Below are 12,545 nucleotides of genomic sequence, written 5' to 3'. Positions count from 1 at the left end.
AAAGAATGAATACACAAGATTTGGCAAAACTGCGTTCCATAGTGCCCGAGATGCGTCGCGTTCGGCACATTCACTTTGTCGGCATCGGCGGTGCCGGTATGGGCGGTATTGCCGAAGTGTTGGCTAACGAAGGTTACCAGATCAGCGGCTCCGACCTGGCGCCGAATCCGGTGACCCAGCAGCTGTCGCAGCTTGGCGCCACCATTTATTTCAACCATCGCCCGGAAAACGTGCGTGATGCCAGCGTGGTTGTCGTTTCCAGCGCGATTTCGGCAGATAACCCGGAAATCGTTGCCGCGCATGAGGCGCGTATCCCGGTGATCCGTCGTGCCGAAATGCTGGCGGAGCTGATGCGCTTTCGCCACGGGATCGCCATTGCCGGGACCCACGGCAAAACCACCACCACCGCGATGGTATCCAGCATTTACGCCGAGGCCGGGCTGGACCCGACCTTTGTCAACGGCGGGCTGGTAAAAGCGGCGGGCGTACATGCCCGCCTTGGCCATAGCCGTTACCTGATCGCGGAAGCGGATGAGAGCGACGCGTCGTTTCTGCATCTGCAGCCGATGGTGGCCATTGTCACCAACATCGAAGCCGATCACATGGATACCTACCATGGCGACTTCGAGAATCTGAAGCAGACCTTTATCAACTTCCTGCACAACCTGCCGTTCTACGGACGCGCGGTGATGTGCGTGGACGATCCGGTGATCCGGGAACTGTTGCCGCGCGTTGGCCGGCAGATCACCACCTACGGTTTTAGCGACGACGCCGACGTACGCGTCGAGGACTATCGTCAGGTTGGGGCGCAGGGGCATTTCCGCCTGGTGCGCCAGGATAAAGCGATCCTGCAGGTGACGCTCAATGCCCCGGGACGCCATAACGCGCTGAACGCGGCGGCGGCCGTCGCCGTGGCGACGGAAGAGGGGATTGACGATCGGGCTATTCTGCGCGCACTGGAGAGCTTCCAGGGAACTGGACGCCGCTTTGATTTTCTTGGCGAGTTTCCGCTGGCCGAAGTCAACGGCAAACCGGGCAGCGCGATGCTGATCGATGATTACGGTCACCACCCGACGGAAGTGGACGCCACCATTAAAGCAGCGCGCGCCGGCTGGCCGGATAAAAACCTGGTGATGGTATTCCAGCCGCACCGTTATACCCGTACCCGCGATCTGTATGATGATTTTGCCAACGTGCTGACCCAGGTGGATGCCCTGCTGATGCTGGACGTCTATCCGGCGGGCGAAGCGCCGATCCCGGGCGCCGACAGCCGCTCGCTGTGCCGCACCATTCGCGGTCGCGGGAAAGTGGATCCGATCCTGGTGCCCGATTCGGCCCAGGCCGCGGAGATGCTGGCGTCAGTCCTGACCGGCAACGATTTAGTACTGGTGCAGGGCGCCGGTAACATCGGTAAAATCGCCCGCCACCTGGCTGAAATCAAACTGATCCCGCAAAAAACGGAGGAGGAGCGCCATGGCTGATAAAATCGCGGTGCTTTTCGGTGGAACCTCCGCTGAACGTGAAGTGTCGCTGAATTCAGGCGCGGCGGTGTTGGCCGGGCTGCGTGAAGGCGGGGTGGACGCCCATCCGGTCGACCCGCGCGATGTTGATATTACCCAGCTAAAAAAGCAGGGCTTTAAGAAAGCGTTTATTGCCCTCCACGGCCGCGGCGGGGAAGATGGCACTCTGCAGGGGCTGCTGGAGTTAATCCAGCTGCCTTATACCGGCAGCGGCGTGATGGCTTCGGCGATTTCAATGGATAAACTGCGCAGCAAGTGGCTGTGGCAGGGCGCCGGATTACCGGTCGCGCCGTGGGTGGCGCTGACCCGCGCCCAGTTTGCCGCCGGGCTGTCTACTGACGTCGAACAGCAAATTGCGGCGCTGGGTCTGCCGGTCATCATCAAGCCGAGCCGTGAAGGCTCCAGCGTCGGGATGTCGAAAGTCAGCGAAAGTTGTGATTTAGCGAGTGCATTGGCGTTGGCTTTTCAGCATGATGATGAAGTTTTGGTCGAAAAATGGCTCAGTGGACCGGAATTTACCGTCGCCATAGTCGGTGAAGAAATTTTACCGTCAATACGTATCCAGGCCGCGGGAACCTTCTATGATTATGAGGCGAAGTATCTCTCTGATGAGACGCAATATTTCTGCCCAGGATTTGAAGATCCCGCGCGTGAGTCCGCTATTCAGAACCTGGTGCTTAAAGCCTGGAATGTTCTGGGTTGCAAAGGCTGGGGCCGTATTGACGTGATGCTGGACAGCGATGGCCAGTTTTATCTGCTGGAAGCGAATACTTCCCCGGGCATGACCAGCCATAGCCTTGTGCCAATGGCGGCGCGTCAGGCAGGAATGAGCTTCTCCCAGCTTGTTGTACGAATTCTGGACCTGGCGGGGTGATATGTCGCAGGCTGCGCTGAATACGCGGAACCATGAAGAAGAGGCTTCTTCTTCGCGTCGGAGTAATGGAACGCGGCTGGCAGGGATCGTTTTCCTGCTGGCGGTGCTGTTTACCGTGCTGGTCAGCGGGTGGATGGTTCTTGGCTGGATGGAAGATGCGCAGCGCTTACCGCTGTCGAAGATGGTGGTGACCGGCGAGCGCCACTATACGCGCAATGATGACATCCGTCAGGCGATCCTGGCGCTGGGTTCGCCGGGTACCTTTATGACTCAGGATGTGAACATCATCCAGAGCCAGATTGAACGTCTGCCGTGGATTAAGCAGGCGAGCGTCCGAAAGCAGTGGCCCGATGAATTGAAGATTCATCTGGTTGAATATGTGCCGATTGCGCGCTGGAATGATCAACATATGGTGGATGCAGAAGGAAATGCCTTCAGCGTGCCGGCGGATCGCACCAGCAAACAGAATTTACCGATGTTATACGGTCCCGAAGGCAGCGAGAACGAAGTGCTGCAGGGGTATCGTGACATGGGGCAGGTGCTGGCAAAGGATAAATTCACGTTGAAAGTGGCGGCGATGACCGCCCGTCGCTCCTGGCAGTTGACGCTTAATAATGACATCAAGCTCAACCTTGGCCGTGGCGATACCATGAAACGGCTTCAGCGCTTTATGGAACTCTACCCGGTTCTTCAGCAGCAGGCGCAGACCGACGGCAAACGGATTAGCTACGTTGATTTGCGTTATGACTCGGGTGCGGCAGTGGGCTGGGTACCTGCTCCCGCAGAGGAAACTAATCAACAACAGAATCAGGCACAGGCAGAACAACAATGATCAAGGCGACGGACAGAAAACTGGTAGTTGGACTGGAGATTGGCACCGCCAAGGTGGCCGCTTTAGTAGGGGAAGTTCTGCCCGACGGCATGATCAATATCATCGGCGTGGGCAGTTGCCCATCGCGTGGTATGGATAAAGGCGGTGTGAACGACCTCGAGTCGGTGGTGAAATGCGTACAGCGCGCCATCGACCAGGCCGAACTGATGGCGGATTGCCAGATTTCATCAGTTTATTTGGCACTTTCGGGTAAACATATAAGCTGTCAGAATGAAATCGGGATGGTACCGATTTCGGAAGAAGAAGTGACGCAGGACGACGTCGAGAACGTGGTCCACACCGCGAAGTCGGTTCGCGTTCGCGATGAACATCGTGTCCTGCACGTGATTCCGCAGGAATATGCTATCGACTACCAGGAAGGGATTAAAAACCCGGTAGGGCTGTCCGGCGTGCGTATGCAGGCGAAGGTGCATCTGATCACCTGCCATAACGATATGGCAAAAAACATTGTTAAAGCAGTGGAACGTTGTGGTCTGAAAGTTGACCAACTTATTTTCGCCGGGTTAGCGGCCAGTTATTCGGTATTAACAGAAGACGAACGTGAGCTGGGCGTCTGCGTTGTGGATATCGGCGGTGGTACAATGGATATCGCCGTCTACACCGGCGGCGCATTGCGTCACACCAAAGTGATCCCGTATGCCGGTAACGTGGTGACCAGCGATATCGCCTATGCCTTCGGTACGCCGCCGAGCGATGCCGAAGCGATTAAGGTTCGTCACGGATGCGCATTGGGTTCCATCGTCGGTAAAGACGAAAACGTCGAAGTACCGAGCGTCGGTGGACGTCCTCCGCGTAGCCTGCAGCGTCAGACGTTGGCAGAGGTGATTGAACCGCGCTATACCGAGCTGCTTAACCTGGTCAATGAAGAGATCCTGCAGCTGCAGGAACAGCTCCGCCAGCAGGGTGTTAAACATCATCTGGCGGCGGGGATTGTGTTAACCGGCGGCGCGGCGCAAATTGAAGGTCTGGCGGCCTGTGCGCAGCGCGTGTTCCATACTCAGGTGCGCATTGGCGCGCCGCTGAACATCACCGGTTTAACCGACTATGCCCAGGAGCCGTATTATTCAACGGCGGTGGGGCTGCTGCACTACGGAAAAGAGTCACATCTCAGTGGTGAAGCGGAAGTAGAAAAACGCGTGACGGCCTCAGTGGGCTCGTGGATTAAGCGACTCAACAGCTGGCTGCGAAAAGAGTTTTAATTTTTTAAGAGAACGCAGACAATTAGCGTTCTCAGGCGACAGGCACAAGACGGAGAGAAACTATGTTTGAACCTATGGAACTGACCAACGACGCGGTGATTAAAGTCATCGGCGTCGGTGGCGGCGGCGGTAACGCCGTTGAACACATGGTGCGCGAGCGCATTGAGGGTGTTGAATTCTTCGCGGTAAATACCGATGCGCAGGCGCTGCGTAAGACGGCGGTTGGCCAGACTATCCAGATCGGTAGCGGTATTACCAAAGGTCTGGGCGCGGGCGCGAACCCGGAAGTCGGCCGTAACGCGGCTGATGAAGACCGTGAAGCGCTGCGCGCAGCCCTTGATGGCGCAGACATGGTGTTCATCGCGGCAGGCATGGGCGGCGGTACCGGTACCGGCGCGGCGCCCGTAGTCGCGGAAGTGGCGAAAGATCTGGGGATCCTCACCGTTGCGGTGGTCACTAAGCCGTTTAATTTTGAAGGTAAGAAGCGCATGGCGTTCGCTGAGCAGGGGATCACCGAGCTGTCCAAGCACGTTGACTCACTGATCACCATCCCGAACGACAAGCTGCTGAAGGTCCTGGGTCGTGGAATTTCCCTGCTCGACGCATTCGGCGCGGCAAACGACGTCCTGAAAGGCGCGGTGCAGGGTATCGCCGAACTGATCACCCGTCCGGGTCTGATGAACGTCGACTTCGCGGACGTCCGTACCGTGATGTCTGAAATGGGCTACGCGATGATGGGCTCCGGGGTGGCGAGCGGTGAAGACCGTGCGGAAGAAGCGGCTGAAATGGCTATCTCTTCTCCGCTGCTGGAAGATATCGACCTGTCAGGCGCGCGCGGCGTGCTGGTCAACATTACTGCGGGCTTCGACCTGCGTCTGGACGAGTTCGAAACTGTGGGTAACACCATCCGTGCTTTTGCCTCGGATAATGCGACCGTGGTTATCGGTACCTCTCTGGACCCGGATATGAACGACGAGCTGCGCGTGACCGTAGTGGCGACCGGTATTGGCATGGATAAGCGTCCGGAAATCACCCTGGTAACCAACAAGCAGGTTCAGCAGCCGGTGATGGATCGTTACCAGCAGCATGGTATGTCGCCGCTGACGCAAGAGCAGAAGCCGGCAGCCAAAGTGGTGAACGACAATACGCCGCAAACCGCGAAAGAGCCGGATTATCTGGATATCCCAGCCTTCCTGCGTAAGCAAGCCGATTAAGAATCGACTGGAAGTTGGGCATCTGCGCTCTTTGTGCTAAACTGGCCTCCCGATAGTGGTGTACACTTCGGTTGGATAGGTAAATTGGCGAGATTATACGATGATCAAACAAAGGACTCTTAAACGTATCGTTCAGGCGACTGGCGTCGGTTTGCATACCGGCAAGAAAGTCACACTGACGTTACGCCCTGCGCCGGCAAATACCGGGGTCATCTATCGTCGCACCGACTTGAATCCACCGGTAGATTTTCCGGCTGATGCCAAATCTGTGCGTGATACCATGCTCTGTACTTGCCTGGTTAATGAGCATGACGTGCGGATTTCTACGGTTGAACACCTGAACGCCGCATTGGCTGGCCTGGGTATCGACAACATTATTGTTGAAGTCGATGCGCCGGAAATCCCGATTATGGACGGCAGTGCGGCTCCGTTCGTTTATCTGTTGCTGGACGCCGGCATTGATGAACTGAACTGCGCCAAGAAATTTGTACGTATCAAAGAGACGGTTCGCGTTGAAGATGGCGACAAATGGGCTGAATTCAAACCGTACAATGGTTTTTCGCTGGACTTCACCATCGATTTTAACCATCCAGCGATTGATGCCAGCACCCAGCGCTATACGCTGAACTTCTCGGCCGATGCGTTCATGCGTCAGATTAGCCGTGCGCGTACCTTCGGTTTTATGCGCGATATCGAATATCTGCAGTCCCGCGGCCTGTGCCTGGGCGGCAGCTTCGATTGTGCCATCGTTGTTGACGATTATCGCGTACTGAACGAAGACGGTCTGCGCTTTGAAGACGAATTTGTTCGCCACAAAATGCTGGATGCGATCGGTGACCTGTTTATGTGTGGTCACAACATTATCGGCGCATTCACGGCGTACAAATCGGGTCACGCGTTGAACAACAAACTGCTGCAGGCGGTTCTGGCAAAACAGGAAGCCTGGGAGTATGTGACCTTCGAAGACGACGCAAAACTGCCAATGGCGTTCCGCGCACCGTCGATGGTTCTGGCGTAAGCCTGACCATTCAGTAAATTCGACTGGTAACCTGGTACTCTCTCCGACCAGGGAGCCAGTCGTTTTTCTTTTATAGCACCCTCCAGTTATTTTCGCTGCGATCCCTGGATAATAATTAGCGTGCGTTCGCTGCTTTATTAAGCGTTTTCGCCGGGCAATCGCCTTCATTCATGCTGCCTCAGGCCGGTATTAATGTTAGTATTTGAGCGCAAAATTATTTCTCAGGGTTGCTTTACCCCGTGGACATCAGGTTGTCCTGCGAAAAACATCAATAAAGAGACAGCCTGAACGACGACGGGTCTAGCAAAGAAAGGTAATGAACGTGAGTGGATTGCTGACGCGCTGGCGACAGTTTGGCAGACGGTATTTTTGGCCGCATCTCCTGTTGGGGATGGTCGCGGCCAGCCTCGGCCTGCCTGCGCTAAGCAACGGTCACGAGACCGCGGCGCCAGCGAAGGCGACCGCCAGCAATCACAATCCGAGCAAGGTTAATTTCTCTCAGCTGGCGCTTCTGGAGACGAATCGCAGGCCCAGCTTTACCGTCGACTACTGGCATCAGCACGCCATTCGCACCGTTATTCGTCATCTCTCCTTCGCCATGGCGCCGCAGGCGCTGCCGGTCGCGGAAGAAACTTCCCCGCTGCAGGCTCAGCATCTGGCGCTGCTCGACACCCTCAGCGCGCTGCTGACGCAGGACAGCACGCCGCCGGTGGTGATCCGCCAGGCGGGTTACATCCCTTCTTCATATTCTGCCTTCCGCGTCAGCGCCTGGATAAGCCAGGTGGCGGGGATCCGCGCAGGGCCTCAACGTCTCAGCTGAAAATAACCACGGACCATCCTATTTTTTGTGACTCCGCACCGCGGGGCGTTTGAGATTTTATTATGCTTATCAAAATGTTAACCAAGGTTTTCGGCAGCCGTAACGACCGTACGCTGCGTCGTATGCGCAAAGTCGTCAATATCATCAACGGCATGGAACCGGCGATGGAAAAACTCTCTGATGACGAGCTGAAAGCGAAAACCGCTGAATTCCGCGCGCGCCTGGAAAAAGGCGAAACGCTGGAAAGCCTGATCCCTGAAGCTTTCGCCGTCGTTCGCGAAGCCAGTAAGCGCGTATTCGGCATGCGCCACTTCGACGTCCAGCTGCTGGGCGGTATGGTGCTTAACGATCGCTGCATCGCTGAGATGCGTACCGGTGAAGGTAAAACCCTGACCGCGACCCTGCCGGCGTACCTCAACGCGCTAACCGGCAAAGGCGTTCACGTAGTGACCGTCAACGACTATCTGGCCCAGCGTGACGCCGAAAATAACCGCCCGCTGTTTGAATTCCTGGGCATGACAGTTGGCATCAACATGTCCGGCCTGCCGGCGCCGGCGAAGCGTGAAGCTTACGCTGCCGATATCACCTATGGCACCAACAACGAATACGGCTTCGACTACCTGCGCGACAACATGGCCTTCAGCCCGGAAGAGCGCGTTCAGCGTAAACTGCACTATGCGCTGGTGGATGAGGTGGACTCCATCCTGATCGATGAGGCGCGTACGCCGCTGATCATTTCCGGCCCGGCGGAAGACAGCTCTGAAATGTACCGCAAGGTAAACAAAATCATCCCGCATCTGATCCGCCAGGAAAAAGAGGATTCGGATACTTTCACTGGCGAAGGCCACTTCTCGGTGGATGAAAAAGCGCGTCAGGTTAACCTGACCGAACGTGGTCTGGTGCTGATTGAAGAGCTGCTGGTACAGGAAGGCATTATGGATGAAGGTGAGTCCCTGTACTCTCCAACCAACATTATGCTGATGCACCACGTTACCGCCGCGCTGCGCGCCCATGCGCTGTTCACCCGCGACGTTGACTACATTGTCAAAGATGGCGAAGTTATCATCGTCGATGAGCACACTGGCCGTACGATGCAGGGCCGCCGCTGGTCCGATGGTCTGCACCAGGCCGTTGAGGCCAAAGAGGGCGTGGAGATCCAAAACGAGAACCAGACTCTGGCCTCTATCACCTTCCAGAACTACTTCCGTCTGTACGAGAAGCTGGCGGGGATGACCGGTACAGCCGATACCGAAGCCTTTGAATTCAGCTCTATCTATAAGCTGGATACCGTGGTTGTACCGACCAACCGTCCGATGATCCGTAAAGACATGGCGGATCTGGTCTATATGACCGAAGCGGAAAAAATTCAGGCAATTATCGAAGATATCAAAACTCGTACCGCTGCCGGTCAGCCGGTGCTGGTGGGGACTATCTCGATCGAAAAATCTGAAGTGGTTTCCCGCGAACTGACTAAAGCCGGCATCAAGCACAACGTCCTGAACGCCAAATTCCACGCCAGCGAGGCGGATATCGTCGCCCAGGCGGGCTACCCTTCCGCGGTGACCATCGCCACCAACATGGCGGGTCGTGGTACCGATATTATGCTCGGCGGTAGCTGGCAGGCGGAAGTCGCTGCGCTGGAAAACCCAACGCCAGAGCAGATTGAGAAAATCAAAGCCGACTGGCAGGTACGCCACGATGCGGTACTGGCCGCAGGCGGTCTGCACATCATCGGTACCGAGCGTCATGAATCTCGCCGTATCGATAACCAGCTGCGCGGCCGTGCTGGTCGTCAGGGGGATGCCGGTTCTTCCCGCTTCTACCTGTCAATGGAAGATGCCCTGATGCGTATCTTCGCCTCCGATCGCGTGTCTGGCATGATGCGTAAACTGGGAATGAAACCAGGTGAGGCGATTGAGCACCCGTGGGTCACCAAGGCGATCGCCAACGCCCAGCGTAAAGTGGAAAGCCGTAACTTCGATATCCGTAAGCAGCTGCTGGAATATGATGATGTGGCCAACGACCAGCGCCGGGCGATCTACACCCAGCGTAACGAGCTGCTGGACGTGTCTGACGTCAGCGAAACCATCAACAGTATCCGCGAAGACGTCTTTAAGGCGACGATCGATGCCCATATTCCGCCGCAGTCGCTGGAGGAGATGTGGGATATCGAAGGTCTGCAGGAGCGTCTGAAAAACGACTTCGACCTCGACCTGCCAATCAAAGAGTGGCTGGATAAAGAGCCGGAGCTGCATGAAGAGACCCTGCGCGAACGTATTCTGCAGAGCGCGGTAGAAACCTACCAGCGTAAAGAAGAAGTGGTCGGCGCCGAGATGATGCGCCACTTCGAGAAAGGCGTGATGCTGCAGACTCTGGATTCGCTGTGGAAAGAGCACCTGGCGGCGATGGATTACCTGCGCCAGGGTATCCACCTGCGCGGCTATGCGCAGAAAGATCCGAAGCAGGAGTACAAGCGCGAATCGTTCTCAATGTTTGCCGCGATGCTGGAGTCACTGAAGTATGAAGTGATCAGCACCCTGAGCAAAGTCCAGGTGCGGATGCCGGAAGAAGTCGAGGCGATGGAACAGCAGCGTCGTGAAGAGGCCGAGCGCCTGGCGCAGATGCAGCAGCTCAGCCATCAGAGCGATGATGAAGCCGCAGCCCAGGATCTGGCGGCGCAAACCGGCGAACGTAAAGTGGGCCGTAACGATCCGTGCCCGTGCGGCTCCGGCAAAAAGTACAAACAGTGCCACGGCCGTCTGAGCTAAGGTCTGATAAAACAAACAAAGGCGCAGAGTTCTGCGCCTTTTTTATGGAGCGCATTCAATGAAAAAACTGCAAATCGCCGTCGGGATAATTCGCAATCCGCAAGGCGAAATCTTTATTACCCAGCGCGCCGCCGATGCCCATATGGCGAATAAGCTGGAGTTCCCGGGCGGGAAGATTGAATCTGATGAGACGCCTGAGCAGGCGCTAATCCGCGAACTGCAGGAGGAAGTTGGGATTACGGTCACCGCCTCTTCGCTCTTTGATAAGCTGGAGTATCAGTTCCCCGATCGCCATATTACGCTGTGGTTTTTCCTCGTGGAAAGTTGGCAAGGCGAGCCGTGGGGTAAAGAAGGGCAGCCGGGTCGGTGGATGGCGGGACCAACGTTGGATCCGGCGGCGTTTCCTCCGGCGAATGAACCGGTTATCAGCAAACTTATCGCCCAGGGCTGAGCCCCGGGTCGCGAGGCTAACCCGCCAGGCGCCGGGTTAGCTTGCCATCAAATCAGGGTTGCTGCTCGCTCCAGTCATCGCTATCGGAGAGATCCCCCGCGCTGGGGATGCGCTTCTCTTCCGCAGCCCATTCTCCCAGATCGATCAGTTGGCAGCGCTTGCTACAGAACGGACGAAACGGACTCTGCTCGCCCCACACCACAGTTTTGCCGCAGGTCGGGCAGTTGACGATAGTCTCTTCTGACATGTTATCTCCTTAACAGCAGGCCAGTTCAAAATCAAAGCGCTCCGGCACGATCCCATATTCACTGTCCAGCGCCAGGAAACGGATGGCGAAACGGCTCTTATGGCCGGAAATTTGCGGATAAAGCTGGTGAGCCAGATCGAGACGCAGGCGCAGCAGATCGGCATCTTCGCCATTATCCTGATAAAAGCCGTTGAGGCTGGTCTGTTTGCGGAACAGCGCGGAGTTGCGGATAAGATCGAGGATCAGGCTCAGGGACTGGACCAGCGGATCGAGGCTGGCAAGCCAGCTGGCCACCTGCTCGTCGCGATGCGCCTGTGGCATATGGAGCCAGATATGCAGGGTCGGTAAATCGAAGCTGCAGCAGCCGCCAGGAATACTCAGGCGCTGACGCACCAGCGCAATCAGGCGATCTTCACGCAGAAACTGACCAATGCGCGGCGCGGCCATCAGGGTGCTGGAGGACTGCTTCAACTGGTGGCGCAGCTCGTTTATGCGCTCCTGATCGACGCCCGGCACTTCTGCCCATGACTGGAGCTTACGCTGCTGGCGTTCCAGCTCTTTAACCAGGTCAGTGCGCACCTCGCCGCGCTCCAGGACATCCAGCAGATCGCCGGCGTTACGGAAAAAATGGAGCGCATCGGCATGGCTGGCAATCTGCGGATGGAAAGCCATCTGCTGGATCAGAAATTCGATGCGCAGCCAGGTGCGCATTTTCTCATTAAGAGGATGTTCAAACAGAACGGGGGTATGCATTACGAGTTTTCCTGTGAGGCGGCCTGCGATGCCAGCGTTAAATACTTTTCGTGCAGGCGGGCAACATCCGATGCCACTGCATCCGGCGTGCCAGTGTTTTCAATAACATCGTCCGCGACGGCCAGGCGCTGCTGGCGCGTGGCCTGGGCGGCAAGAATATGTTCAGCATGTTCGCGGCTGACCTTATCGCGCAGCATGGTGCGTTCGATTTGCGTCTCTTTCGGCACATCGACGACCAGTACGCGATCGGCCAGACTGGACAGGCGGTTTTCGACCAGCAAAGGTACGACCCAGAGGAGATAAGGGGAGGTGGCGGCCTGCATCTGGCGGCGCGTTTCCTGCTGAATCAGCGGGTGCAACAGCGCATTGAGCCAGGCTTTTTCCTCCACGTGAGCAAAAATTTTTTCCCGCAGCAGGCGGCGGTTCAGCGTGCCGTCGGGGGCAATCATCTGTGGTCCGAAGTGGCCGACAATGGCCTGGAGCGCCGGGGTACCGGGCTCGACCACCTGACGGGCGATAACATCGGCATCGATAACCTTAACCCCAAGCTGCGCGAAGGCGTCGGCGACCGTACTTTTACCGCTGCCGATCCCGCCTGTTAACGCGACTGTGTACCCCATATCTTCTGACCCTGAAACGGATTGCTCGTATTTTTTGCAGGCAGACAGCGATGACTGGCAGCGCGCCGGGGAGGCGACAGTGAGCATGTCGTGAGGGCCCCGCGCCAACCGGGATCGCCGTCCGCTATACTGTTTGTTTTAATCAAGCAAATCAAATGGTTAAAAACAA

General features: G+C 56.7%; 12 protein-coding genes. 9 read left to right on the top strand and 3 right to left on the bottom strand.

Annotation, left to right across the window (positions count from 1 at the left end; genetic code table 11):
- Window positions 1-5 precede the first annotated feature (5 nt).
- The 9 genes from murC to mutT all read left to right on the top strand — a co-directional run bounded on the left by murC (window position 6) and on the right by mutT (window position 10,756).
- Window positions 6-1,481, top strand: a complete 1,476-nt coding sequence (gene murC, locus OHJ17_RS21145; RefSeq protein ID WP_004145947.1) for a UDP-N-acetylmuramate--L-alanine ligase — start codon at window positions 6-8, stop codon at window positions 1,479-1,481.
- Entirely contained in the window at window positions 1,474-2,394 is a 921-nt protein-coding gene (locus OHJ17_RS21140; RefSeq protein WP_002888623.1) for a D-alanine--D-alanine ligase, read from the top strand. The genes murC and OHJ17_RS21140 overlap by 8 nt, the downstream gene beginning before the upstream one ends.
- Window position 2,395: 1 nt before the next feature.
- Window positions 2,396-3,226, top strand: coding sequence for a cell division protein FtsQ (gene ftsQ, locus OHJ17_RS21135; protein ID WP_002888624.1), 831 nt, complete (start codon window positions 2,396-2,398; stop codon window positions 3,224-3,226).
- Window positions 3,223-4,485 (top strand): cell division protein FtsA, encoded by a 1,263-nt coding sequence (ftsA, locus tag OHJ17_RS21130; protein WP_002888625.1) that lies wholly within the window; start codon window positions 3,223-3,225, stop codon window positions 4,483-4,485. Before ftsQ ends, ftsA begins: the two co-directional genes overlap by 4 nt.
- A 62-nt stretch (window positions 4,486-4,547) precedes the next feature.
- Window positions 4,548-5,699, top strand: a complete 1,152-nt coding sequence (gene ftsZ / locus OHJ17_RS21125; RefSeq protein ID WP_002888628.1) for a cell division protein FtsZ — start codon at window positions 4,548-4,550, stop codon at window positions 5,697-5,699.
- Window positions 5,700-5,799: 100 nt separating this feature from the next.
- A complete protein-coding gene (gene lpxC / locus OHJ17_RS21120) occupies window positions 5,800-6,717 on the top strand; it encodes a UDP-3-O-acyl-N-acetylglucosamine deacetylase (protein WP_002888632.1) in 918 nt (305 codons plus the stop codon).
- Between the two features lie 322 nt (window positions 6,718-7,039).
- Window positions 7,040-7,537 carry a secA translation cis-regulator SecM gene (secM, locus tag OHJ17_RS21115; RefSeq protein WP_002888635.1) on the top strand — a complete coding sequence of 166 codons (498 nt, stop codon included), beginning with the start codon at window positions 7,040-7,042 and terminating at the stop codon, window positions 7,535-7,537.
- Window positions 7,538-7,599: 62 nt separating this feature from the next.
- On the top strand, window positions 7,600-10,305 hold the full coding sequence (secA, locus tag OHJ17_RS21110; protein WP_002888638.1) for a preprotein translocase subunit SecA: 2,706 nt from the start codon (window positions 7,600-7,602) through the stop codon (window positions 10,303-10,305).
- A 58-nt stretch (window positions 10,306-10,363) separates the two neighbouring features.
- Entirely contained in the window at window positions 10,364-10,756 is a 393-nt protein-coding gene (gene mutT / locus OHJ17_RS21105; protein WP_002888641.1) for an 8-oxo-dGTP diphosphatase MutT, read from the top strand.
- Between the two features lie 52 nt (window positions 10,757-10,808).
- Here the strand turns inward: mutT and yacG are convergent, their stop codons facing one another.
- Genes yacG through coaE form a run of 3 tightly spaced genes read right to left on the bottom strand, consistent with a single transcriptional unit; the run spans window position 10,809 to window position 12,376 of the window.
- Complete coding sequence (yacG, locus tag OHJ17_RS21100; protein WP_002888644.1) at window positions 10,809-11,003, bottom strand: DNA gyrase inhibitor YacG; 195 nt, start codon at window positions 11,001-11,003, stop codon at window positions 10,809-10,811.
- A 9-nt stretch (window positions 11,004-11,012) separates the two neighbouring features.
- Window positions 11,013-11,756, bottom strand: a complete 744-nt coding sequence (zapD, locus tag OHJ17_RS21095) for a cell division protein ZapD (RefSeq protein ID WP_002888645.1) — start codon at window positions 11,754-11,756, stop codon at window positions 11,013-11,015.
- On the bottom strand, window positions 11,756-12,376 hold the full coding sequence (gene coaE / locus OHJ17_RS21090; RefSeq protein ID WP_004145940.1) for a dephospho-CoA kinase: 621 nt from the start codon (window positions 12,374-12,376) through the stop codon (window positions 11,756-11,758). Before coaE ends, zapD begins: the two co-directional genes overlap by 1 nt.
- Window positions 12,377-12,545 lie beyond the last annotated feature (169 nt).

It is taken from the genome of Klebsiella sp. KP20-425-1, from assembly GCF_025813515.1.
Classification (GTDB): Bacteria; Pseudomonadota; Gammaproteobacteria; order Enterobacterales; family Enterobacteriaceae; genus Klebsiella; species Klebsiella pneumoniae.
Note: the sequence above shows the minus strand (reverse complement) of the source record. Positions and strands in the feature narration are given on the sequence as shown.

Coding starts and splice junctions, on each gene's coding strand:
- coaE (WP_004145940.1), bottom strand. CDS start 12,376: ATGGGGTACACAGTCGCGTTAACAGGCGGGATCGGCAGCGGTAAAAGT.
- ftsQ (WP_002888624.1), top strand. CDS start 2,396: ATGTCGCAGGCTGCGCTGAATACGCGGAACCATGAAGAAGAGGCTTCT.
- secA (WP_002888638.1), top strand. CDS start 7,600: ATGCTTATCAAAATGTTAACCAAGGTTTTCGGCAGCCGTAACGACCGT.
- mutT (WP_002888641.1), top strand. CDS start 10,364: ATGAAAAAACTGCAAATCGCCGTCGGGATAATTCGCAATCCGCAAGGC.
- OHJ17_RS21140 (WP_002888623.1), top strand. CDS start 1,474: ATGGCTGATAAAATCGCGGTGCTTTTCGGTGGAACCTCCGCTGAACGT.
- ftsA (WP_002888625.1), top strand. CDS start 3,223: ATGATCAAGGCGACGGACAGAAAACTGGTAGTTGGACTGGAGATTGGC.
- ftsZ (WP_002888628.1), top strand. CDS start 4,548: ATGTTTGAACCTATGGAACTGACCAACGACGCGGTGATTAAAGTCATC.
- yacG (WP_002888644.1), bottom strand. CDS start 11,003: ATGTCAGAAGAGACTATCGTCAACTGCCCGACCTGCGGCAAAACTGTG.
- lpxC (WP_002888632.1), top strand. CDS start 5,800: ATGATCAAACAAAGGACTCTTAAACGTATCGTTCAGGCGACTGGCGTC.
- zapD (WP_002888645.1), bottom strand. CDS start 11,756: ATGCATACCCCCGTTCTGTTTGAACATCCTCTTAATGAGAAAATGCGC.
- murC (WP_004145947.1), top strand. CDS start 6: ATGAATACACAAGATTTGGCAAAACTGCGTTCCATAGTGCCCGAGATG.